The organism is Achromobacter sp. PD1 (assembly GCF_048541815.1).
In the GTDB taxonomy this organism is placed as follows: Bacteria; Pseudomonadota; Gammaproteobacteria; order Burkholderiales; family Burkholderiaceae_B; genus Achromobacter; species Achromobacter bronchisepticus_A.
The window spans coordinates 6,350,427-6,371,509 of record NZ_CP183349.1; the positions used below are offsets into that span (position 1 = coordinate 6,350,427).

Annotated in this window: 22 protein-coding genes; 14 read left to right on the forward strand and 8 right to left on the reverse strand. The window is 66.3% G+C overall.

Translation table 11 applies throughout. The features are described 5' to 3' along the window. Positions 1–4: 4 nt before the first annotated feature. The 4 genes from ACM1PE_RS29915 to ACM1PE_RS29930 all read right to left on the reverse strand — a co-directional run bounded on the left by ACM1PE_RS29915 (position 5) and on the right by ACM1PE_RS29930 (position 4,253). Positions 5–874, reverse strand: coding sequence for a DMT family transporter (locus ACM1PE_RS29915; RefSeq protein WP_059374060.1), 870 nt, complete (start codon positions 872–874; stop codon positions 5–7). A 19-nt stretch (positions 875–893) separates the two neighbouring features. After that, entirely contained in the window at positions 894–2,246 is a 1,353-nt protein-coding gene (locus tag ACM1PE_RS29920) for an MFS transporter (protein ID WP_059374165.1), read from the reverse strand. A gap of 96 nt (positions 2,247–2,342) precedes the next feature. Beyond that, positions 2,343–2,912, reverse strand: coding sequence for an SRPBCC family protein (locus ACM1PE_RS29925; RefSeq protein WP_059374061.1), 570 nt, complete (start codon positions 2,910–2,912; stop codon positions 2,343–2,345). Positions 2,913–3,002: 90 nt separating this feature from the next. Further along, on the reverse strand, positions 3,003–4,253 hold the full coding sequence (locus tag ACM1PE_RS29930; protein WP_280015361.1) for an O-antigen ligase family protein: 1,251 nt from the start codon (positions 4,251–4,253) through the stop codon (positions 3,003–3,005). Between the two features lie 709 nt (positions 4,254–4,962). Between ACM1PE_RS29930 and ACM1PE_RS29935 the strand changes: the two genes are divergently transcribed. The 3 genes from ACM1PE_RS29935 to ACM1PE_RS29945 all read left to right on the forward strand — a co-directional run bounded on the left by ACM1PE_RS29935 (position 4,963) and on the right by ACM1PE_RS29945 (position 8,568). Beyond that, positions 4,963–6,066: an MraY family glycosyltransferase gene (locus ACM1PE_RS29935; protein WP_280015362.1), complete on the forward strand. Its 1,104-nt coding sequence runs from the start codon at positions 4,963–4,965 to the stop codon at positions 6,064–6,066. A gap of 170 nt (positions 6,067–6,236) precedes the next feature. Then, on the forward strand, positions 6,237–7,277 hold the full coding sequence (gene waaC, locus ACM1PE_RS29940) for a lipopolysaccharide heptosyltransferase I (protein ID WP_118933516.1): 1,041 nt from the start codon (positions 6,237–6,239) through the stop codon (positions 7,275–7,277). Position 7,278: 1 nt separating this feature from the next. After that, on the forward strand, positions 7,279–8,568 hold the full coding sequence (locus ACM1PE_RS29945; RefSeq protein WP_419341962.1) for a 3-deoxy-D-manno-octulosonic acid transferase: 1,290 nt from the start codon (positions 7,279–7,281) through the stop codon (positions 8,566–8,568). Positions 8,569–8,604: 36 nt separating this feature from the next. Here the strand turns inward: ACM1PE_RS29945 and ACM1PE_RS29950 are convergent, their stop codons facing one another. Genes ACM1PE_RS29950 through ACM1PE_RS29960 form a run of 3 tightly spaced genes read right to left on the reverse strand, consistent with a single transcriptional unit; the run spans position 8,605 to position 10,446 of the window. Further along, positions 8,605–8,778, reverse strand: coding sequence for a hypothetical protein (locus ACM1PE_RS29950; protein ID WP_165867898.1), 174 nt, complete (start codon positions 8,776–8,778; stop codon positions 8,605–8,607). A 16-nt stretch (positions 8,779–8,794) separates the two neighbouring features. Further along, positions 8,795–9,601: a type III pantothenate kinase gene (locus tag ACM1PE_RS29955; RefSeq protein ID WP_118933514.1), complete on the reverse strand. Its 807-nt coding sequence runs from the start codon at positions 9,599–9,601 to the stop codon at positions 8,795–8,797. Then, positions 9,598–10,446 carry a biotin--[acetyl-CoA-carboxylase] ligase gene (locus ACM1PE_RS29960; protein ID WP_118933513.1) on the reverse strand — a complete coding sequence of 283 codons (849 nt, stop codon included), beginning with the start codon at positions 10,444–10,446 and terminating at the stop codon, positions 9,598–9,600. Before ACM1PE_RS29960 ends, ACM1PE_RS29955 begins: the two co-directional genes overlap by 4 nt. A gap of 93 nt (positions 10,447–10,539) precedes the next feature. Between ACM1PE_RS29960 and ACM1PE_RS29965 the strand changes: the two genes are divergently transcribed. From ACM1PE_RS29965 to ACM1PE_RS30010, 10 genes are all read left to right on the forward strand, one after another. Then, positions 10,540–11,673, forward strand: coding sequence for an MlaE family ABC transporter permease (locus ACM1PE_RS29965; RefSeq protein ID WP_059374082.1), 1,134 nt, complete (start codon positions 10,540–10,542; stop codon positions 11,671–11,673). Further along, positions 11,673–12,512: an ABC transporter ATP-binding protein gene (locus ACM1PE_RS29970; protein WP_088154656.1), complete on the forward strand. Its 840-nt coding sequence runs from the start codon at positions 11,673–11,675 to the stop codon at positions 12,510–12,512. Before ACM1PE_RS29965 ends, ACM1PE_RS29970 begins: the two co-directional genes overlap by 1 nt. Next, complete coding sequence (locus tag ACM1PE_RS29975) at positions 12,499–13,455, forward strand: MlaD family protein (protein WP_419341966.1); 957 nt, start codon at positions 12,499–12,501, stop codon at positions 13,453–13,455. Before ACM1PE_RS29970 ends, ACM1PE_RS29975 begins: the two co-directional genes overlap by 14 nt. Beyond that, a complete protein-coding gene (locus ACM1PE_RS29980) occupies positions 13,455–14,054 on the forward strand; it encodes an ABC-type transport auxiliary lipoprotein family protein (protein WP_419343872.1) in 600 nt (199 codons plus the stop codon). The genes ACM1PE_RS29975 and ACM1PE_RS29980 overlap by 1 nt, the downstream gene beginning before the upstream one ends. A 33-nt stretch (positions 14,055–14,087) precedes the next feature. Continuing rightward, positions 14,088–14,741, forward strand: a complete 654-nt coding sequence (locus ACM1PE_RS29985; protein ID WP_059374087.1) for an alpha/beta hydrolase — start codon at positions 14,088–14,090, stop codon at positions 14,739–14,741. A 164-nt stretch (positions 14,742–14,905) separates the two neighbouring features. Then, the gene (locus tag ACM1PE_RS29990) at positions 14,906–16,171 is read left to right on the forward strand and encodes a D-alanyl-D-alanine carboxypeptidase family protein (RefSeq protein ID WP_419341968.1); all 1,266 of its coding nucleotides are present in this window, start codon (positions 14,906–14,908) and stop codon (positions 16,169–16,171) included. 129 nt (positions 16,172–16,300) lie between these two features. Then, positions 16,301–17,167 (forward strand): D-amino acid aminotransferase, encoded by an 867-nt coding sequence (locus ACM1PE_RS29995; RefSeq protein WP_059374090.1) that lies wholly within the window; start codon positions 16,301–16,303, stop codon positions 17,165–17,167. A 162-nt stretch (positions 17,168–17,329) separates the two neighbouring features. Next, the gene (locus tag ACM1PE_RS30000) at positions 17,330–17,605 is read left to right on the forward strand and encodes a YbeD family protein (protein ID WP_054457066.1); all 276 of its coding nucleotides are present in this window, start codon (positions 17,330–17,332) and stop codon (positions 17,603–17,605) included. 18 nt (positions 17,606–17,623) lie between these two features. Continuing rightward, complete coding sequence (gene lipB / locus ACM1PE_RS30005) at positions 17,624–18,262, forward strand: lipoyl(octanoyl) transferase LipB (protein WP_059374092.1); 639 nt, start codon at positions 17,624–17,626, stop codon at positions 18,260–18,262. Further along, positions 18,259–18,978: a tetratricopeptide repeat protein gene (locus ACM1PE_RS30010; protein ID WP_419341972.1), complete on the forward strand. Its 720-nt coding sequence runs from the start codon at positions 18,259–18,261 to the stop codon at positions 18,976–18,978. Before lipB ends, ACM1PE_RS30010 begins: the two co-directional genes overlap by 4 nt. Before the next feature lie 61 nt (positions 18,979–19,039). Here the strand turns inward: ACM1PE_RS30010 and ACM1PE_RS30015 are convergent, their stop codons facing one another. Beyond that, the gene (locus ACM1PE_RS30015; RefSeq protein WP_419341973.1) at positions 19,040–19,846 is read right to left on the reverse strand and encodes a LacI family DNA-binding transcriptional regulator; all 807 of its coding nucleotides are present in this window, start codon (positions 19,844–19,846) and stop codon (positions 19,040–19,042) included. 170 nt (positions 19,847–20,016) lie between these two features. Between ACM1PE_RS30015 and lipA the strand changes: the two genes are divergently transcribed. Further along, entirely contained in the window at positions 20,017–21,021 is a 1,005-nt protein-coding gene (gene lipA, locus ACM1PE_RS30020) for a lipoyl synthase (protein ID WP_118933508.1), read from the forward strand. The last annotated feature ends 62 nt before the right edge of the window (positions 21,022–21,083 follow it).

A 21,083-nucleotide genomic window follows, 5' to 3' on the forward strand; every position in this document is an offset into this window, starting at 1 on the left:
GCGCTCAGGCGCGCCGCTTCAGCAGTCCCAGCGCCAGCGCGGTGCCGACCAGGATGATGGCCGCGCCTGCGGCGATCGACGGCGTGATGCTCTCGTCCAGGAGCCACGACCCCCACAGCACGCCGAAGATCGGCACCAGGAACGTGACGCTCACGGCGCCGGTGGGGCCGACATTGGCGATCAGGCGGAAGAAGATGATGTACGCCGCGCCCGTGCACACCACCGCCAGCAGGATGGTGGCGATCCAGGCCTGCATGGACGCGGGTGATTCGGGCCAGTGGGTAAGCGCCAGGGGCAGCAGCACCAGCGTCGCGCCTATCATGCTGCCGGTGGCGTTGGCCAGGGCATCCACGCCGGTCAGGAAGCGCTTGGTCCAGTTGGCGGCGATGCCGTAGAACACCGGCGCGGACACTGCCGCCAGGACCGCCGGCCCCGTGCCGCCGTCGCTGAAATTCAGCTTGTCCCACACCAGCACCACGATGCCGACCACGCCTATCATCAGCCCCAGGCAGCGGGTCCAGGGCAGCTTGTCCTTGAGCCACAGCCAGCCGATGACCGCGCCCCACACTGGCGTCACGGCATTGGCCACCGACAGGAAGCCGGCGCCCAGCGATTGGGCGGCATAGGCAAACAACAGGAAAGGCACGGCCGCGTTCAGCACGCCCACCATCAGCAAGGCTTTCCAGTGCCGGGCGATGACGGGCAGCTTGCCGCGCCACAGCGCGGCGGGCAGCAGGACTAGCGCGGCCAGGCCCACGCGCAGCTCGATCAGCGCGATCGGCCCGAATTCCGGGACCGCCAGGCGCATGAACAGAAAGGAGCCGCCCCAGACTGCGGCCAGGAGCAGCAGATCCAGCAAGTTGCGTTGACGCATTTTCAGTCCCGCGAGGGGCTCATTTGCGGTTTGTAGCCAGGTTCTTCATCTTGACCCGGTAGGCCAGCAAGGCGCAGGTCAGTGACAGGACAATACACAGCACCAGGCCCGCGCGCACTCCGTTTAGTACCGTGCTGTGGGAAATGATGATGCCGACGACAGCCGTCCCCAGCGCGCTGCCTATCGCGCGCGTGGTCTGCACCAGGGCCGATGCCACGCCCACGTCGCGCCGTTCGCTCAGCATCTGCATGAACAGGGTCAGATTCGGCAGCAGAAAGCCCAGCGCGCAGCCGTTGACGAAGAAGGCGGCCAGGATCCACCAGGCCGAGGTTCCGGGCGAGATCAACAGCACCATCAGCGAACCCGCCGCCAACAGACAGCCGCCGAACACCATCAGGCGCTGCGGTTCGGTCTGCTTGGGAAACAGGCGGCCGTTGATGATGCTGCCCACCGAAATCGCGGCAACCAGCGGCGTCAGCAGCAGCCCGGCTTCGCTGGGCGTGTAGTTCAGCACCTGCTGCAACAGCAACGGGCTGTAGAAGATCAGCACGAACATGACCGCGCCCACCATCATCGCCGCCAGGTTCAGCAGGCGTGATTCGGCTCCGCCCAGCACGCGCAGCGGGAAAATGGGGGAACTCACGCGCCGTTCCGTCGGGATCAGGATGGCGATGGCCGCCACGCCCACCACGGCCAGGGCCAGTCCCAGCATGGGGTGGGCGTGGTCGCCGCTGGCAAACGCCAATTCCAGCGCGGCCAGCGGCGCGCCCACCGCCAGCACCAGCAGGATGGCGCCCAGCCAGTCGATCTTGCGGCTGCCGTCGTGGATCGGTCGGATGCGGGGGAAATAGCGGGCCAGCAGGAAGAACGCGCCCGCGGCCGCGATCGGCGCGATGAAGAAGGCCGCGCGCCAGCCCAGCGCCTGCGTCGCCGCTCCGCCCAGGACCGGGCCGATGCCGCTGGCCATGGCGAACGCCGCTGACACCAGCGCCATCCAGCGCACCCGCTGCTTGGCATCGGGGAACAGGTCAGCCGGCGCGGCGAACGCGGTCGCGATCATCATCCCGCCGCCTATGCCCTGCAGCGACCGGAAAATGATCAGTTGGGTCATGGTTTGCGAAAGGCCACAGGCGATGGAACCCAGCGCCACGATCAGCACCGACAGCAACATCAGGGGCTTGCGGCCGAACATGTCGCCCAGCCGCCCGAAAATCAGGATGGACGCCGCGGTGGCCAGCAAATAGCCCGTTCCCACCCAGGCGTACAGCGCCATGCCGTTCAGCGCCTCGGCCACGCGCGGCAGCGTGGTGCTGATGATGGTGGAATCCAGCGCGGCCAGCACTACTGTCGCCGAAACCCCCGCCATGCCCATCAGCAGGTCGCGTCGTGTATGGGCGGGGGTGGTGGGGGGCGGTGATTCGGGCGGCGGCGTCATGCCGCAGAGCATATCACCCGCGCGTCAGGGATTTCACTTATAGAAGGCGTGATAACCCCAGAAGACCGCGATGACCAGCACCACCATGATCCACGACCAACGCGAATTGGACAGCCCGCGCGGCTCCGGTTCGGGGGGAGGGGGCGGCGGTGCCAGGCGAGGCTGGACGGCCATGTAGTCGATGAAGGCGGCGAAGAACTTTTCGATGATCTTCTCGCCAGCCTTCAGCACCACCCCTTCGCCGTATTCGGCCAGCTTGCCCCCCGTCATCCCGGCGACCGTGTAGGCCACCCGAGTGCCCTGGTCCTTGGTGCTGAGGTTGATCTGGGCGGTGCCGATGGCCAGACAGGCCGCGCGGCCCTTGCCTTCGAACACCAGGGTGCAACTGTCAGGCGCATTGACGTCCGAGAGCAGGATCTCGCCGTCATAGTCCGTGTCCAGGCCGGCAATCTTGGCCCGGAGCGTGACCGCATATTCCGTGTCGCTGCGCTTGTCGACAGCGATGCATCCGGGGATACATCGCTGTAAAACGGCCGGATCCGTCAGAGCGTCCCAAGTCTGGTGCTGGGTTGAAGGAATCCACTGGGCATCTGCAATGCGCATGGCTGTCTCCTTGGGAGAGTCACAGCCCTATTGTGGTCCTAGTTGCGCATTTTGACTATGGTCGCGGTGGGCGCAGGCGTTCGACTTTTTTTATTGGGTGTACGAATTTCGCTTTTTGTCGCTCAAGACCAGCAGCCATGCCAGCAACGTCACATATAGCGAGATATTGTGCATCGAGCGAAACATGAGCTCCGTCAGACCAAAAATCGCGAACCCCAATGTAAGAGCGGTCCCCATGGCGGCAGCGACGCGAACCGGCTCGGGATTTGTTGCGGTCATTCTGCGCAAGAAGATGCCGGCAGGAACAAAATACAGCAGCGCCAGCGCCAAGCCGCCCAGCAGCCCATAGCTGGCCAGCATTTGCAGCATGTCATTGTGGGGCTCGCCGAAGTCTTGCGCGACAAAGGGCGAAACGACTCCCGTGGCGACTCGCGCCTCAAGTTCTGGAACGAATCTGGCGGTACCCCCCAGGCCGAAGATGGGCTCCGCTTCGATCATTTCGCTCGTGGCCCGCCACAACTGCAGCCGGATACAGACGGAGGTGTCCGCTGTGGCGTTGGCGCCTTGGCATGCTTGAAATTCGTTGATGCCTTGCTCAACGCGGGTGCGCAGGGCTTGATTGGTAGATCCGATGGCAACGAGGATAGCCACACCTGCGACCAGCAGGCCGAACGCGCGGAAAGGATGCCGCAGATGGCCGAACAACCACATCGCAACGAACAGGAACAGGGGGATCGCCATCCACCCGGTGCGCGTCTGGGTGAGCACGAAGCCCGCGAAAACGACGATGACGGTCAGTGCTTTGACTGACTTTTCAAGTCGCGGGTGCTTTGTCAGTTGCCATCCCATGCTGCAAAAGGTGATGAAGAGCCAGAGCAGCATCAGATTGCTGTAGGTGACCGCGTTGTACTGGGGCGTATTGGGACGATTCCAGGCGGGAAAGACCAGCCAGAAAACGATACAGGCCGAAACCCAGCCGGCAACCAATATGCCCCAGGACGCATTCCGGAGCGTCGCCGGGTTGATGCTAAGCAGCGCGCCCAGGATGATGGGGAAGCCAAGGCTGATGCGCAGACCTCGTTCCAGGGAAGGGCCGTGGGTGATGCCATGCGCATATTGGCTGAGTCCAATTGCACAGAAAGAGACGAGCAGGGCCGCGATGACCCACGTGTAGTCTTTTAGGTCGCGCCAGGTCGCCTGCCATCCTCCTTCCCGGGTGAAGCACCGAACCAGGCACAGGGAAAAAATTAGGTAGAACAGCGCGCTACCGCCGCCGACCGTCATGGTGGCGATAGGCAAGACCCCGAGCAGGGTGACAAGGAGGGAAGGCAGAATGGCCATGGCTGGAGGCGAAGATAGGGGTACCAGAGGCCGAACGCCGGCGTAGGGGCGTTCACCACTAATCGATTTCTATAATTACGGGTGAGGATTCGATAAATTAAATCGAACGCAAAAAAGGGATGCACAACGGGACATTGTATCGTCGTATCCCTGTCACCCGCAGTTCGTGCGCCTTGCTGTGCTGCTGGGCCCAGATCGAGGCCCTATGTCGGGTCGAAAGATCGTGGGGCGCCCGTGGGCACCTCGACGCGCGCTGTCGAAGCGGGAGGGCGGCAAGTCGATGCCGGCGTCTGGGCTGCGGGGAGGGGACGTGACCTATGCACTCAGATCGACGGTAAGGTTCGCCGTTTCCATCAGTCGGAGCTCATCGAGAACGTACGACGCATCCTGAAAGGCTGTGACGCAGGCACGCTATTCAGGAGTTTGCGACAGATTCGCCCGTACAGCAGGGTCCATAGGCAGCATGCTTGTGAGAATATGTCCAGTTGCTCGAATGAATGCCTGGATCCCTTCCAGGTCCAGGCGGCCCACGCATCAAGTCGTATCGAAGAGGTGCGAGTTTGGCTACTGGCAGAATTCAGGTGGAGGTCTCTTTATATTATTTTGCAAACCCTGGTTCCATTCTTTTCCAGAACGACCCAATTCGTTTGCATGTTTTATCTCCGTCTGACGCTACAATCGTGCCAGCTCCCTTCTGGTTACCTTCTCAATGCTGTACGTCCTTGTAGCGTTCTTGGTTTCGCTCATATCAACTTTGTTGATTGTGCGCTACCGCTCTTGGCATGATGGCCTAACGGCTGATCATGATGTCGAGGGCGTGCAGAAGTATCATTCGGTTCCCGTTCCCCGAATCGGCGGATTGTCGCTGCTAATGGCCAGCGGCGTCACATGCGCCCTGGTCGCAATCCGTGAGCCAGAAGTGCTGCCGGACCTGGTGGTACTGCTTGGGGCCTCCATGCCCGCCTTCCTGGGCGGATTTGTCGAAGATCTTACCAAACACGTCAGGGTTTTGGTTCGGCTTGGTTTGGCGATGCTGTCTGGGGTAATCGCTTATTATTTTTTGGGCGCGGCGATAACCCGGTTGGATATTATTGGGGTTGATTGGTTATTGCAGTTCTCGGTGGTGTCGCTTATTTTCACTGCTGTGGCTATCGGTGGTGCCGCCAACGCGATAAATATAATTGACGGATATAACGGTTTGGCGGCGGTGGTGTCGGCAATGATACTGGCCGGGTTTGCCTACGTCTCTTTTTATCTAGGCGACCGTTTCTTGTTGATCGTGGCGTTGAGCACGCTGGGAGGCATTGTGGGATTTCTGGTATGGAATTACCCGCATGGCCACATATTTCTCGGAGACGGCGGAGCCTATTTTCTGGGCTTTATCATCGGTGAATTGTCAGTGCTGATGCTGGCACGGCATCCGGAAGTTTCAGCCTGGTTTCCGCTGCTGCTGTGTATCTACCCCGTGTTTGAGACCTTGTTTTCCATCTATCGCAAGAAGTGGTTGCGTGGTCGTTCGCCGGGAGCACCGGATGGCGTCCACTTGCATATGTTGATCTACAAGCGGCTGGTGCGCTGGGCGATCGGCTCCCGGGAAATGCGCCACCAGACACAGCGCAACGCCATGACCTCTCCCTATTTGTGGCTGCTGTCGTCGCTTGCCGTGATACCCGCCGTATTGTTTTGGCAGGAGCCCTATCTGCTGATGTTCTTTACGGCGGTGTTCTCGACGACATATGTGGTGCTTTACCGTCGGCTGGTCTTGTTTCGCATGCCCAAATGGATGATCTTGAAAAAAAAGAAGGGGCACTGACTTGGCCGCAGCAAGCGTAGCTGCGCGGCTGTTTTAGCGCCGGACGCGATCCAGCGCGCGGGGCTGGGATCGATCGCGGGAATGCTCAATGTTGTTGTAAAGTTCGGGCTGCGTTGAGCGGCGTCTGCCACCATCAGGCCGAAGGTCGCGCCAAGCACGAATCTTTGCACATGCCTACAAGAATCCTCATCGTCCGCACCTCATCCCTAGGTGATCTCGTGCACATGTTGCCGGCAATATCCGACATTGCCCGCCATGTGCCCGATGCCCAGATCGACTGGATCGCGGAAGAAGCCTTTGCCGACATTCCTGCCTGGCATCCGGCGGTCAATCAGGTCATCAAGGTTGCTCATCGCCGTTGGCGCAAAGCCTGGTGGTCGGCGGAAGTGCGGGCGGAGCGCAAGGCGCTGAAGGAGCGGCTGCGCTCGGTGCAGTACGACATTGTCCTGGACATGCAGGCGCTCTTGAAATCCGCCTGGCTGGTGCGCCAGACCCGCGGCGTGCGGCATGGGCTGGACTGGCGTTCGGCGCGCGAGCCGCTGGCTTCGCTGTTCTACAACGTGCGGCATCGGGTGGAGTTCTGGCAGCCGGCGGTGATCCGCCAGCGCAAGCTGGCCGCCCTGACGTTCGGCTACCAATACGCCGGCGCGCCCGATTTCGGCTTGCAGGCTTTTGCGCGCCAGGCGACGCAGCCTGCGGCGGACCCGGTGCTGGAAGTCGGCAGCGAAGGCCTGAACGTCGGCGAACTGCCGCGTTTGCACCACCTGGATACGGACCGCGGCTATGCCGTGATCATGCCGTCGGCTAGCCGCGACGACAAGCTCTGGCCGGAAGAGGACTGGCGCGTCGTGTTCCGCCGTCTGCGGGACGCAGGCTGCACCCTGAAACTGCTGGCGGGGAATGAGCAGGAGGCCGAACGGGCCCGGTTGCTGATTGCCGGCATGGATGGCGCCGAGGTGATGCCCCGCATGGACCTGACCGCGGTGGCGCGTTTGCTGGCTGGGTCCCGCCTGATGGTGGGGCTGGACAGCGGCCTGACCCACCTGTCGGCCGCGTTGGGCCGGCCCACCATCGGCATTTACCGTGCTTCCACCCCGGTGCGCACGCCGCTGGTCGGTTCCAGCTACACCGCCAGCCTGGGCGACCGCGGGGCGTCGCCGTCGCGCGAAGCCGTGATGGCGGCGGTGGAGCAGGCTTTGGCCGCACAGTGACATGAACCGCGGCGTCTACTCGCTGGCGCTTAGGGCTCTGTCACCGCTGGTCTGGCTCTGGATGGGCCACCGCGCCCGGCGCGCGGGCGGGCAATGGGAAATCTTCTCTTCTGAACGCTTCGGCCATGTCGGGCCCGCCGCTGCCACGTCCTGGACCGCTCCGGTCTGGGTGCACGCGGTCAGCCTGGGCGAGACGCGCGCCGCGCAGCCTCTGCTGCAAGCCTTGCTGGACCGCGGCCTGCCGGTGCTGCTTACGCACATGACAGCCACCGGCCGCGCCGAGGGCGCGCGCCAGTACACGGAAGCGATTGCCCGCGGCCAGTTGCGTCAGGCCTGGCTGCCTTATGATTTTCCCGGCGCGACCCGCCGTTTCATGGCGGCGTATCGGCCGCGCTGCGGCCTGCTCATCGAACGCGAGATCTGGCCGAACCTGCTGGCGGCCGCGCGCGCTGCGGGCGTGTCCATGGCGCTGGTCAGCGCCCGCTTTTCGGCGTCGTCGCTGCGCCAGGCGGGCAGGATGGGCGGCGTGATGCGCGAAGCGCTGGGCGGACTGGACTCGGTGCTGGCGCAGACCGCCGAGGACGCGGACCGGCTGGTGCAGGCCGGGGCGCCGCAGCCCGTCGTGACGGGCAATCTGAAATTCGATCTGGTCCTGCCGGCGGCGCAGGTTGCCGCGGGGCAGGCTTGGCGCGAACAGCTGGGCCGGCATGTGGTGGCGGTGGCCAGCACGCGCGAGGGCGAGGACAGCGGCTTCATCGAGGCCATCAAACGCCATGCGGCTGCGCCTGGTGCGCCCCTGTTCTTGTTGATTCCGCGCCATCCGCAGCGCTTTGACGAGGCCGCGCGCCTATTGTCGGATGCAGGGTTGCCGTACGTCCGGCGCTCCGAAGGCGTGGCGCCGGGGCCGGGCACGGCCGTGCTGCTGGGCGACACGTTGGGCGAGATGGCGTTCCACTACGCCGCGTCGGATGTCGCGATCGTGGCGGGCAGCTTTGCGCCGCTGGGCGGGCAAAATCTGATCGAGGCCTGCGCGGCAGGCGTGCCGGTCATCGTCGGCCCGCACACCTTCAATTTCAAGCAGGCGGCGGAAGACGCCATCGCGGCGGGCGCCGTGCTGCGCGCGGCCGACGCCGGCCAGGCGGTGGAGGCGGCGATGGCGCTGCTGGCGGACGAACCGCGCCGCCAGCGCACGGCTGAGGCGGCGCTGGCATGGTTCCGCATGCATTCGGGAGCCACGGGGCGCACGCTGGACGCGCTGGCACCCTGGCTGGAGGCAGGAAAGGCGGGCTAGCGCCCACGCTCACCGGCGCGTGCGCCGGATGGGGCTTCAGGGGGCGGCAGGCGCGGTCTTGGGAACCAGGGTCACCGCGCCCGGATTCAGTTCCTGGTTGAAGCGGCGCGGATCGCGGCCTTCGTCCTCGGGGCGCACGCCCAGCCAGCCCTGGCCCAACGCATAAACCCCCAGATTCGCCAGCAGGATGAGGATGAAGAGCACGCGCATGGCCGGGGTCTCCCGTTCAGGCTTGGTCGTCCAGGGTGGCGCGGGCGACCGCGGCCAGGCCGTCCAGGACGGGGTGATCCAGATAGATGGGTACGGGGGCCGCACCTTCGGTGCCGCCCGCGTCCGCCAGCAGGCGTTCGATTTCCTGGTGCACTTCGGGCCAGCCGCCGCCCGCCGCGTAGATCTGCGGCGTCTGGCCGTAACGCTGGCGTCCGGCCAGCCATTGGCGCACGACGGCGCCGGCCTGCGCGGCGGCGATGCCGGAGGCGATGGCCTCGTGCGTGTCCGTGGGATAGGCCACGACCTGGCCGTTGGCGATGGGTAGGTTGGCGGTGCCGTGGGCCAGCGCGCTGCGCATCATGGCCGGACCCGGCAGGATCAGGCCGCCGGCAAAGACGTTGTCGGGGCCGACGGTGTCGATGGTGGTGGCGGTGCCAAAGCTGGCCAGCACGAAGGGCGGGTGTGCCCCCGGCAGGCGCGACAGCACGCCCAGCAGCGAGGCCCAGCGGTCGGCGCCCAGCTGCGTGGGCGTCTTGTAGCTGTTGATCAGCCCCAGCGTGGTTGCCTGTGACGGCGACCAAGTCACCGCGCAGCCATGTTTTTGCAGGATGGCGGCGATGGCCGCGCCGCGCGCCTCGCCGGCAACGTTCACACCCAGCGCGCGCAGGGGACGGCGCGGCAGGGCGGCCAGCCAGCGGTCCAGGGCGTCCAGGTCCAGGCCGTCGAAGGCGACCGCCGCGGGTTCGCGCGGCGCGTCGGAGTTGCCGGCGTCCAGCCAACCCACCTTGAGACGGCTGTTGCCGGAGTCGATGAGAATAATCATGCTTGGCGTCGAATCGAGATTTCACCGACCAGGATCGGCTGAGTGCCCTCGGGGGTTTGCACCAGCAGGCGGCCTTGTTCGTCCACGCCGCAGGCGGTTCCGCCTAGAAGAATAGCGCCCTTGTCCAGCACGTTGACCTTGCGGCCGGCCAAAGCGTCCACTTGGTCGAAACGTGGCTTGAAGGCGCCAAAGCCCTCGCGCTCCAGCGTCCGCACCGCTTCCAGCCAGGCCATGGCGCTGGCGCAGACCAGGTCGGCGGCGGAGGCCTGGCGGGCGGCGGCTGCCTGCACCTGGCTCCAGTCGGCGACTTCGCGTTCCAGCGCGAGCGACAGCCGGGCGGCGTCGGTCAGGTTCACGCCCATGCCGATGACGACCGTATGGCCGGCCTCGCTGCCGCCGGGGTTGCGGGTGGTCTCGACCAGTACGCCTGCCAGCTTGGCGTCGTGCCACTGCACGTCGTTGGGCCATTTCATGCACAACCCGGCGGCTTGCGGGCCGGCGACGGTGCGCAGAGCTTCGCAGGCGGCGATGCCGGCCAGCGGCGACAGGGCGGGCAGTTGCGCGGGCGGCAGGTGCACGTCGAAGGCACAGGAGAACATCAGCGTGGAGCCCGTGCGGTTCTGCCACGGACGGCCGGCGCGGCCGCGGCCGGTTTCCTGCAGGTGCGTGCCCAGCAGCCAGGGTTTGCCGCCGCCGCCTGCGCGAGCGCGGGCCAGGAGGTCGGCATTGGTCGATCCGGTGCTGCCGGTCCAGGAGATGTCCTGGAAGGCGGGCAGGCGCGTGCTGAGCATGCGGGCCAGGGTTTCCGGCGCGGGCAGGTCGATGGGGCTGGCTTGAGCGGACATGGCGGCGATTGTAGGGCACGCGGCCTGCGCTCGCGGCCGGACGGCGCCAGCGTTTATGATTGGCGATACATTTTGCATCGGTATTCTGTCTTCATGCCGCATTCCGCTTCGTCCACACCTGCCGCCGCCGCGCCCTTCCGTTTCGAAGGAGGCGTGTGCCATGTGGCCGGCGACTGGAGCGTGCTGGCGCTGGCCGAGCCGGGCGAGGTCCAACGTCGCCGCGAGGCGCTGGCCTGCGCCACGGATGGCGGCGCGCGCTGGGACCTGCACGGCATCGGCCGGCTGGACACCATCGGCGCGCTGCTGATCTGGGAAGCCTGGGGCCACAAGCTGCCCGAGCGCGTGCGCTGGTCCGCCGGCCAGCAGGACGTGTTCAACGCGCTGGCCATGAACAAGGGCGAGACCCCGGCCGCCGCGCCCAAGCGCGATCCGTGGGGCTGGCTGAGAGCGGTGGGCGAGGCGATATTTCAGGCTATCGACAATGGCCGCGCCTTGCTCATCATGCTGGGGCAACTGGTCCTGGACCTGGGCGGAATGCTGCTGCGGCCGCGGCTGGGGCCATGGCGCGAGATTTCGGCGCAGGTGTACCGCACCGGCGCGCAGGCGCTGGGTATCACGGCGCTGGTCGGCTTCCTGATCGGCGTGGTGCTGTCCTACCTGTCGGCGCAGCAGCTGCAGATGTTTGGCGCCGATCGTTTCATCGTGCGCCTGCTGGGCGTGTCCATCGTGCGCGAGCTGGGTCCGGTGCTGGCCGCCATCCTGGTGGCGGGCCGTTCGGGCTCGGCCATCACGGCGCAGATCGGCGTGATGCGGGTGACGCAGGAATTGGACGCGATGCTGGTCATGGGCATTTCGCACGGGCAGCGGCTTATCCTGCCGCGGGTGGTGGCGCTGGCCATCACCATGCCGCTGCTGGTGTTGTGGACGGACGCCATGGCGCTTTTGGGCGGCATGCTCGCCGCGCAAATGCAGTTGGGCGTGTCGGCGCAATGGTTCCTGCAGTCGCTGCCGGACGCGATTTCGCTGACGAACTACTGGATCGGCATCCTCAAGGGCGTGACGTTCGGCATGCTGATCGCGCTGATCGCCTGCCATTTTGGCCTACGCATCCAGCCCAACACGGAAAGCCTGGGGCGCGGCACCACCACCTCGGTGGTCACCTCGATTACCGGCGTGATCCTGCTGGATGCGCTGTATGCCGTGATCTTCAGCTCGGTGGGCATCTGATGAATAGCGCCGCCCAGCACAAGCTCTTCGCCGAGGACGGCGTTACGGTAGAACCCGTCATCACGGTGCGCGGGCTGCGCACGGCGTTTGGCGATCATGTGGTGCACGACAATCTGGACCTGACCGTCTTCCCGGGCGAGATCCTGGTACTGGTGGGAGGTTCGGGCACGGGCAAGACGGTGCTGCTGCGGCAGATCATCGGGCTGGACCGGCCAGCCGCGGGCACGGTGCGGGTGCTGGGCCATTCGTTGTTTGAACTGACGGCGGCTGAACGCCGGCGGCTGTCCTATCGATGGGGCATGCTGTTCCAGGCGGGGGCGTTGTTCTCCGCGCTGTCGGTGTTCGACAATGTGGCTCTGCCGCTGCGCGAATTGCGCACGGTGCCGGAAGATCTGGTGCGCGACGTGGTCATGTGCCGGCTGGCGATGGTGGGCCTGTCGGCGCGCGACGCCGACAAGCGGCCGTCGGACCTGTCGGGCGGCATGGTCAAGCGCGTGGCGCTGGCGCGCGCGTTGTCGCTGGATCCGGAACTGCTGTTCCTGGACGAACCCACGGCCGGCCTGGACCCGCTGCGCTCCGACGAGTTCGTGGACCTGGTGCGCAGCCTGCACCGGCAATTGGGATTCACCGTCGTCATGGTGACGCACGACCTGGACACGCTACTGGCGTTGGCCACGCGCGTCGCCGTGCTGGCGGACAAACGGGTGATCGTGTGCGACACGGTGCCGGAAGTACTGAAGGTCGATCACCCGTTCATTCACACATTCTTCCTGGGCGAGCGCGGTTTGCGGGCGCTGGGGGATCTGGCGCCGAAGGGATTGCATCATGGAAAACCGTAGTCATGCGCTCATGGCCGGCATCTTCACGCTGGCCTTGCTGGCCGCAGCCGCCTTGGTGGCCATCTGGATCGGACGCGACCGGACTCAGCTTCAGCCATACGAAATTATCTCCGCGACCGCCGTCAGCGGCCTGAATCCGCAGTCCACGGTGCGCTACCAGGGCGTACCGGTGGGCAAGGTGCAGTCGCTGGCCCTGAACCCGGACAAGCCCGGGCAGGTGCGCATCCGCATCGGCGTGGCGCCGAACACGCCGATTACCGAGTCCACCTGGGCCGAACTGGGCGTGCAGGGCGTGACCGGCATTTCCAATGTGGAGTTGCGCGACGACGGTTCCTCGATGAAGCGGCTGGCCTCGTCGGCGGCGAATCCGGCCGCGATTCCGCTGCGTCCGGGCTTTCTGGACCGCATCGAGCAGCGTGGCGGCAAGCTGATCTCCAACGTGGAAGAGGTCACCGAGCAGTTGCGGCGCGTGCTCAGCGAGCAGAACGTGCAGGCGCTCACCGCCACGCTGCAGAACGCCACCGACATCACCCAGTCGCTCAGGGGCACCAGCCAGGATCTGGCGCCCACGCTGGCCAAGCTCGGTCCCCTCATTGATTCGCTGGACAAGACCTCGCGCCAGGCCGACCGCGCCGCGCGGGAAGTCGGCGACCTGGCTGCGCAGGCCCGCCAGTCGCTGGCGCGCCTGAACGCGCCCGACGGCCCCCTGTCCGCCGCCACCAGCAGCCTCAATGACATCGCCCTGGCCGCCGCGCGGCTGGATGGCGAGACCTTGCCCGCCATCACCAGCATGGCCACCAACGTCAGCGCGGCCGCGCGCGGCGCCACCGTTACCCTGCGCCGTGTGGACAACACGCCGCAATCGTTCCTGTTCGGCCCGGCGCCCCGCGAGCCCGGGCCCGGCGAGGCCGGCTTTGCAGGCTTCGGGAGATCGCCCAAATGATGAAGATGCGTACCGCCGTTCTAATCCTGACGCTGGCCCTGGCCGGTTGCGGCATCGGCCGCGTGGCTGCCCCGCCTTCGGTGTTCGACCTGGGCCTGGACTCCCGGCCCACGCCGGTCTTGCCCGCGCGGGCGCCGCTTGCGCTGGTATTCCAGGCCGTGCCCAGCCTGTCCGACACGGGGGTGATCTGGCGCGTGGGCGACAGCGCCGCGCCCAAGGCCTATGCCAGCTACCGCTGGGCCTCGCCGCCGGCGGACCTGGTGCGTCAGCGCCTCACGGAGCGCCTGTCGCGCCAGGGGCCGGTGCTGGACGAGCGCGTCACCCTGCAGACGCCGCAACTGCAGGTGTCGTTGTCCCAGTTCGAGCAGGTATTCGCCGCCGACGGCCAGTCCAGCGAAGGCCGCGTGCTGCTGCAGGCGGTCTTGCTCAGCGGCCGCAGCGTGGTGGGCCAGACGCGCATCGAGGCGCGCGCGCCCGCACCCACGCAGGACGCGCAGGGCGGGGTCGCGGCATTGCGCCAGGCGACGGACGATGCCGCGGATCAATTGGCGCAGTGGCTTGCCACGACGCTGAAGCCCGCCGCCAGGCCGGGCGGTTAAGATCGCTGTTTTTCCCGCATCCTGAGTCACGCCATGTCCGCACGTACTGAAACCCATGCCTTCAACGGAGCCGCCGGCCGCATCGATTGCGCCGTGGACTGGCCCGCGGGTACGCCGCGAGGCTGGGCGCTGGTCCTGCATCCGCACCCGCTGCAGGGCGGCGCGCGCGAGAACAAGGTGGTCACGACCCTGTCGCGCGCCTGCGTGCAGCATGGCCTGGTGGCGGTGCGGCCCAATTTCCGCGGCGTCGGGCAGTCCGAGGGCACCTTCGACAAATCTGTCGGCGAAACCCAGGACATGCTGGCGGTCGTGGCGCAGATGCGCGAACTGCATCCGGAATTGGCCCAGGCGCCGTGGGTGCTGGCCGGCTTTTCGTTCGGCACTGCCGTCGCGGCGCAGACCTATGCCGCACTCGCCGAACAGGGCGATACGGTACTGCCCTCCGCCCTGATGCTGATGGGCCCCGCCGTGAACCGTTTCCAATCGCACGAAGTGCAGGTGCCGGACGACACGCTGATGGTGCACGGCGAGGAAGACGAAGTCGTGCCGCTGTCCGAAGCCATGGACTGGGCGCGCCCGCGTTCCATCCCCGTGGTGGTGGTGCCGGGCGCATCGCACTTCTTCCACGGCAAACTGCTGGTGCTGCGACAGCTGGTGCAGGCGCGGCTGAAGGTCGCGCTGGACTGATCCGATTTGAGGCAACGCGCCTGAATGCGGCCGCAGGTTGCATCAGGTTGCATGTTTTCGACCCACGGGAACCCCGGGCGGGCCGGACGGGTCTGATCGACTGCCTATAATTGTCAGCCACTTGCCCCGCGCCGGCGGGCGTCATTACTGGACCCACGTTGCCGATGAAGAATTTGCCTTACTCCGCTCACTCCCCCGTTGTCTTTACCCGCCGCCTGCTGTCAGGCGCGGTGCTGTCAGCCATGCTGGCGGCTTCGATGCCGGTCTGGGCGCAGCAGGCTCCCGCCGCGGCACCCGCTGCAGCTGCCGGCGCCGCGGCCCCGGCGCCGAATGCTTCGGCGGCGGTGCCCGTGGGCGACGTCTCGGCCGTGCCGGCTCCCACGATCGCAGCCAAGGCCTGGATCGTGATGGACGTGAACAGCGGCCAAACCCTGGCCGCTTCCAACCCGGACATGAAGGTGGAACCGGCCTCGCTCACCAAGATCATGACGGCCTACGTCGTGTTCAATGCGCTGGACGAAAAACGCCTGACGCTGGAGCAGACCGTGCCGGTGTCCGAGCGCGCCTGGCGCACGGGCGGTTCGCGCATGTTCATCGAACCGCGCAAGCCGGTCACTGTCGACGAGCTGAATCAGGGCATGATCGTGCAGTCCGGCAACGATGCCTCCGTGGCCCTGGCCGAGGCCGTGGGCGGCAGCGAGGCCTCGTTCGCTTCGCTGATGAATCAGGAAGCCGAACGCCTGGGCATGCGCAACACGCACTTCATGAACGCCACGGGCCTGCCGGATCCGCAGCACATGACGTCCACGCGCGATCTGGCGATCCTGTCTTCGCACCTGATCACCGACCACCCGGATCACTTCCACTACTACAAGCAGAAGAGCTACACCTACAACAAGATCACCCAGCCCAACCGCAACCGCCTGCTGTGGGCCGACCCGTCGGTGGACGGCATGAAGACCGGCCACACCGATTCGGCCGGCTACTGCCTGGTGTCGACCGCGGTGCGCGGCGACCGCCGCATCCTGGTGGTCGTGGTGGGCACGGACAGCGAAGCCACGCGCGCCGAGGAAAGCTTGAAGCTCCTGAACTGGAGCTTCCAGAACTTCGACACCGTGAAACTGTTCGACAAGAGCCAGCCCGGCATCGACGCGCGCGTCTGGGAAGGCACGGTTGAAAACGTCAAGCTGGGCCCGCCCAACCCCGTGTCGATCGCAGTGCCGCGCGGCAAGGCTGGCGATCTGAAGCCGGTGGCGCAGCGCACGGATCCGCTGATCGCCCCGCTGGCCAAGGGCCAGCAGGTCGGCACCCTGCAGTTCACGCTGGACGGCAAGGTGCTGCGCACCGAACCGCTGGTGGTGCAGGACGCGGTTGAACGCGCCGGCTTCTTCGGCCGCATGGTCGATACCGTCAAGCGCTGGTTCGAGTAATCCTGCCGCGCCGCGGGCGCTATCGCGGGTGTAAGCTAGCAACGGGCGTTTCGCATGAAACGCCCGTGCTCTATTCACGGGACGGACCGGACGGTTCGTCCCTCTCCATTTCATATTCAGGAGTGCCTCATGATTCCGGGCGTGCCGGGCGAAAGCCAGGTGTATCTCAACGGTGAGTTTCTGCGTGTGGACGAGGCCAAGGTTTCCGTCCTGGACCGCGGCTTCATTTTCGGCGACGGCATCTACGAAGTCGTCCCCGTGTACCAAGGCAATGCATTCCGCATGGCCGAACACCTCGACCGCCTGGACCGCAGCCTGGCTGCCTTGCGGATCGCGCAGCCCTTCGACCGCGCAGGCTGGATCGACCTGATCCAGCAGCTGCTGGCGCGCACCAACCTTGAAACCTGCATCGTCTATCTGCAGGTGACGCGTGGCGTGGCCAAGCGCGACCACCAGTTCCCCTCGACGCCCGTCGCGCCGACGGTCTTCGGCATGATCTCGGCCTGGGCGCCGCCGCCTGCCGCGCAGCGCGAACGCGGCCTCGCCGCCATCAGCATCCCCGACGAACGCTGGCTGCATTGCGAGATCAAATCGGTGTCGTTGCTGGGCAACGTGCTGGCCAAGCAGCAGGCGGTGGATGCGCAGGTCGACGAAGTGGTGCAGTTCCGCGACGGCTACCTGACCGAAGGCTCGTCCACCAACATCTGGGTGGTTTCCGGCGGCAAGCTGCTGGCGCCGCCGAAGAACAACCTGATCCTGGAAGGCATCCGCTACGGCCTGATGGGCGAGCTGGCCGCCGAGGCCGGCATCCCGTTCGAGTCGCGCCCGATCTCGCGCCAAGAGGTGGAAGAGGCCGACGAGCTGATGCTGTCCTCGGCCACCAAGGAAGTGCTGGCCATCGTCTCGCTGGACGGCAAGCCGGTGGGCTCGGGCAAGCCCGGCCCCGTTTTTGCGCAATTGCGGGCGGGTTATGATGCCCGCATCGCCGCGCTCTGAGTCCGGCGTTACCGGGCGGCTCCTGCGGGGCCGCCCCGGCGGCCTTGCCGGCTGGCGGTTTGCCCCCATATAGACAGGATCTGGCCGCCTCGTGGCAGGCATCCTCGGGTGCAGTATCGAGCCGTGGCCGCGCCCTGTGGGGCAATACCTTATAGGCACATCATGCAACATATCCCGCCCGAAGACTCCCTCATCGAATATCCCAGCGACTTTCCCATCAAGGTCATGGGCAAGCAGCATCCCGAATTCGCGCAGACGCTGACCGAAGTCGTGTTGCAGTTCGATCCCGAGTTCGACGCCGCCACGGTGGAAATGCGGCCCAGCAAGGGCGGTAACTACATGGGCCTGACCTTCACGGTGCGCGCGACCTCGCGCGAGCAGCTGGACGCGCTCTACCGCGCCCTGCATGGCCATCCGATGGTGTCCATCGTCCTCTAGCGCAAGAGCGGGACAGCTGTGATCAAGTGGCTCGCGCGGCCGGCCGACTACCTGTCGGTCTGGCACGACATGCAGGCGTACACCAATCTGCGCGGCGCCGATACGCCTGACGAGATCTGGCTCTGCGAACACGCGCCGGTCTACACCTTGGGGCAGGCCGGCCTGCCCCAGCATGTGCTCAACCCCGGCAACATCCCCATCGTCCATTGCGACCGCGGCGGGCAGGTGACCTATCACGGGCCTGGCCAAGTCATGGCCTATGCGCTGTTCGATCTGCGCCGCGCCGACATCTACGTCAAGGAATACGTCAATTTGCTGGAAGGCGCGGTCATCGACACGCTGGCCCAGATGGGCGTGGCCGACGCCTGCCGCAAGCCCGGCGCGCCGGGCGTTTACGTGCCCGATCCGGACGGGGGCGAACTGGCCAAGATCGCCGCGCTGGGCATCAAGATCCGCAATGGCCGGGCCTATCACGGCGTGTCGCTGAACGTGCAGATGGACCTGGCGCCGTTCCTGGGCATCAATCCCTGCGGCTATGCGGGCCTGCGCACCGTGGACATGGCGGCCTGTGGCGTGCGCCGCGAGCCCACCGAGACCGGCGAGGCGTTGGCGCGCAACCTGGCGCAGGCCTGGGATCGCGCAAGGAACAAGACATGAAGACCTATACCGCGGCCGATGTAGCCGCAACCACGCCAGAAGAACTGGCCCGGCTGCGCGAACAGGGGCCGGCCGAGGCCTACGCGGCATGGATCCGCGCGGCGGCCGAACTGGGGCTGATCGAAGCCCAGACCATCTACGGCCAGATGCTGCTGGACGGCACGGGCGTGGAGCGCGATCCGGAACAGGGGCTGACGTGGTTCAAGCGCGCCGCCCATGCCGATCACCCCATGGCCATCAACATGGTGGGCCGTTGCTACGAGAATGGCTGGGGCGTGCCGCAGGACGACACGGTCGCCGCCTACTGGTTCCGCCTGGCCGCGGACAAGGGGCTGGACTGGGGCATGTACAACTACGCCCACATGCTGCGCAGCGGCCGCGGCAGCGTGGCGCAGAATCCCGCGGCGGCGCTGGCGCTCTATCAAAAGGCGGCAGACGCCGGCCACGTGAAGTCCATCGGCGTCGTCGGCCGCTTTTACGAGGCCGGCGAGGTGGTCGAGCAGGACATGGAGCGCGCCTTCGACTGCTACCAGCGCTGCGCCGAAGGCGGCGACTTCCGCGGCATGTTCCACCTGGGCCGGCTGCTGTTGCTGCGCGGACGGAAGCAGGATGCCGCGCAATGGCTGGTGCGCGTGCCTGAAACCGCCACGCCTGCGTTTCTGCGGGAAGCCAACATCATGCTGCAGGAAAGCGGTTTTCCGGCGCTATATGAGTAGATTCGTGTAGCGCGGCCGGGGCAGGGCAAGCGCGCTTGGCTCCCACCGCGTGCAACTCGTCCTACGTACTCAATCTTTCCTCAAAAGCCACTTCCACCGTAATCCTTTCGCCCGTGCCGCGTTCGCCGTCCAGGCGGTCCAGCAGCAACTGGCCGGCGCGCCGGCCCAGAATGGCGGCGTCGGCGCCCAGGGTGGTCAAGCCCTGCGCCCACTGCGCGGCGCTGCCGTCGTCCGAGTAGCCCAGCACCGCCAGGTCCTGCGGCACTTGCAGGTCGCGGTTGTGGGCTTCCGAGACCGAGGCCGCGGCCAGCAGGTCGGTCGTGCAGAACACCGCGTCGAAGATCGTGTTGGTGGTCAGCAGGCGCAGGAAGGCCATGCGGCCGTCGTTCATTTGCTGCACCTCGGGCTGCACGATGTCCGCCACCAGCTCCAGCCCAAGTGCGGCCGCGCTGCTGATGAAGCCTTCACGCCGGGCGCGTTCCCAGGGGGTGTCGGCGCTGACGCAGGCGACGCGCGCATGGCGCTTGGCGGCCAGGTGCCGCGCCGCCATGCGGCCGGCTTCCGCGTTGTCGACCACCACGGCGCTGTCCAGTGGCTGGGCGGATGCGATCCAGGTTTCCACCGTGGGAACCTCCAGCGCCGCCACGGCGGCGCGCAGGGCCGGGTCGTCCAGCGGACCGATGACCAGCGCTGCGACGGGGCGCAGTTCGCCAAGCCGGGCCTGGGCCTCGCGCCAGGGGCCCGCTGCCAGGTAGTAGCCGGCGGACAGCAGCAATTCGGCGCAGGCCTGGATGGCGCGGGCCGCGGGCGCCCAGTCCAGTCGGGGCGCGATCAGGGCGATGGGGCGGGGCGGGGGCAGGGAAGACATGGGTAAAACCGGCGGATTCATCAGGCGTGACGATAACCCAGCCTGGCTCCGGCCGAGGAGGCCCGCCGCCTGGGGGCGGGACCCCGCCCGGCGGATCTGGTCGGCGAAGGGTAAAATGCCGTTTTTGTCTCAGACCCGGCGCGCCCGCGCGCCGGTCGTGAAGGTGCTCCATGTCCACGCTCGCCGAGTCTCCTGTCCCCTCGAACGAATCCGCCGCCGCGCCCGCGGAAGCGGTCTACGATCCGACGCAAAAGCAGAAATCGCAGGCCAAGACCGCGCGCATCCCCATCAAGATCGTTCCGGCCGAGCGCCTGAAGAAGCCTGAATGGATCCGCGTGAAGGCCGCCGCGCCCGGCTCGCGCTTCTACGACATCAAGCGCATCCTGCGCGAGCACAACCTGCACACGGTGTGCGAGGAAGCGTCCTGCCCGAACATCGGCGAATGCTTCGGCAAGGGCACGGCGACGTTCATGATCATGGGCGACAAGTGCACCCGCCGCTGCCCCTTCTGTGATGTGGGCCATGGCCGTCCGGATCCGCTGGACACCAACGAGCCCCTGAACCTGGCGCGCACCATCGCCGCGATGAAACTGTCCTATGTCGTGATCACCTCGGTGGACCGCGACGACCTGCGCGACGGTGGCGCCGGCCACTTCGTCGATTGCATCACGCACATCCGCGAACTGTCGCCCACCACCCGCATCGAGGTGCTGGTGCCCGACTTCCGCGGCCGCCTGGACCGCGCGCTGACCATCCTGAACGCCGGTCCTCCGGACGTCATGAACCACAACCTCGAAACCGTGCCGCGCCTGTACAAGCAGGCGCGTCCGGGCTCGGACTACATGCATTCGCTGAAGCTGCTGGCCGAGTTCAAGAAGCTGCACCCCGAAGTCCCCACCAAGTCCGGCCTGATGCTGGGCCTGGGCGAGACCGACGAGGAAATCCTGCAGGTGATGCGGGATATGCGCGAGCACAACGTGGATATGCTGACCATTGGCCAGTATCTGCAGCCGTCGGAGCACCATCTGCCGGTGCTGCGCTATGTGCATCCGGATACCTTCGCGATGTTCGAGCGCGAGGCTTATGCGATGGGCTTCTCGCATGCGGCGGTGGGGGCGATGGTGCGGTCTTCGTACCATGCGGATGAACAGGCGCATGCGGCTGGGGTGAATTGATCTGCCGGCATCAGAAGCGCCGTTGGTGGTTGGGTCTTGGTGGCGGCCGCGTGTCCGCGGAA

What these genes read in the sequence shown, in the direction of transcription:
- ACM1PE_RS30000 (WP_054457066.1), top strand. Translation starts at nt 17,330, where the DNA reads ATGCAACATATCCCGCCCGAAGACTCCCTCATCGAATATCCCAGCGAC.
- ACM1PE_RS29930 (WP_280015361.1), bottom strand. Translation starts at nt 4,253, where the DNA reads ATGGCCATTCTGCCTTCCCTCCTTGTCACCCTGCTCGGGGTCTTGCCT.
- ACM1PE_RS29925 (WP_059374061.1), bottom strand. Translation starts at nt 2,912, where the DNA reads ATGCGCATTGCAGATGCCCAGTGGATTCCTTCAACCCAGCACCAGACT.
- ACM1PE_RS29920 (WP_059374165.1), bottom strand. Translation starts at nt 2,246, where the DNA reads ATGGGCATGGCGGGGGTTTCGGCGACAGTAGTGCTGGCCGCGCTGGAT.
- ACM1PE_RS29965 (WP_059374082.1), top strand. Translation starts at nt 10,540, where the DNA reads ATGCCGCATTCCGCTTCGTCCACACCTGCCGCCGCCGCGCCCTTCCGT.
- ACM1PE_RS29950 (WP_165867898.1), bottom strand. Translation starts at nt 8,778, where the DNA reads ATGCGCGTGCTCTTCATCCTCATCCTGCTGGCGAATCTGGGGGTTTAT.
- ACM1PE_RS30010 (WP_419341972.1), top strand. Translation starts at nt 18,259, where the DNA reads ATGAAGACCTATACCGCGGCCGATGTAGCCGCAACCACGCCAGAAGAA.
- lipA (WP_118933508.1), top strand. Translation starts at nt 20,017, where the DNA reads ATGTCCACGCTCGCCGAGTCTCCTGTCCCCTCGAACGAATCCGCCGCC.
- ACM1PE_RS29935 (WP_280015362.1), top strand. Translation starts at nt 4,963, where the DNA reads ATGCTGTACGTCCTTGTAGCGTTCTTGGTTTCGCTCATATCAACTTTG.
- ACM1PE_RS30015 (WP_419341973.1), bottom strand. Translation starts at nt 19,846, where the DNA reads ATGTCTTCCCTGCCCCCGCCCCGCCCCATCGCCCTGATCGCGCCCCGA.
- ACM1PE_RS29985 (WP_059374087.1), top strand. Translation starts at nt 14,088, where the DNA reads ATGTCCGCACGTACTGAAACCCATGCCTTCAACGGAGCCGCCGGCCGC.
- ACM1PE_RS29960 (WP_118933513.1), bottom strand. Translation starts at nt 10,446, where the DNA reads ATGTCCGCTCAAGCCAGCCCCATCGACCTGCCCGCGCCGGAAACCCTG.
- ACM1PE_RS29955 (WP_118933514.1), bottom strand. Translation starts at nt 9,601, where the DNA reads ATGATTATTCTCATCGACTCCGGCAACAGCCGTCTCAAGGTGGGTTGG.
- ACM1PE_RS29915 (WP_059374060.1), bottom strand. Translation starts at nt 874, where the DNA reads ATGCGTCAACGCAACTTGCTGGATCTGCTGCTCCTGGCCGCAGTCTGG.
- ACM1PE_RS29970 (WP_088154656.1), top strand. Translation starts at nt 11,673, where the DNA reads ATGAATAGCGCCGCCCAGCACAAGCTCTTCGCCGAGGACGGCGTTACG.
- ACM1PE_RS29980 (WP_419343872.1), top strand. Translation starts at nt 13,455, where the DNA reads ATGAAGATGCGTACCGCCGTTCTAATCCTGACGCTGGCCCTGGCCGGT.
- waaC (WP_118933516.1), top strand. Translation starts at nt 6,237, where the DNA reads ATGCCTACAAGAATCCTCATCGTCCGCACCTCATCCCTAGGTGATCTC.
- ACM1PE_RS29990 (WP_419341968.1), top strand. Translation starts at nt 14,906, where the DNA reads ATGAAGAATTTGCCTTACTCCGCTCACTCCCCCGTTGTCTTTACCCGC.
- ACM1PE_RS29975 (WP_419341966.1), top strand. Translation starts at nt 12,499, where the DNA reads ATGGAAAACCGTAGTCATGCGCTCATGGCCGGCATCTTCACGCTGGCC.
- ACM1PE_RS29945 (WP_419341962.1), top strand. Translation starts at nt 7,279, where the DNA reads ATGAACCGCGGCGTCTACTCGCTGGCGCTTAGGGCTCTGTCACCGCTG.
- ACM1PE_RS29995 (WP_059374090.1), top strand. Translation starts at nt 16,301, where the DNA reads ATGATTCCGGGCGTGCCGGGCGAAAGCCAGGTGTATCTCAACGGTGAG.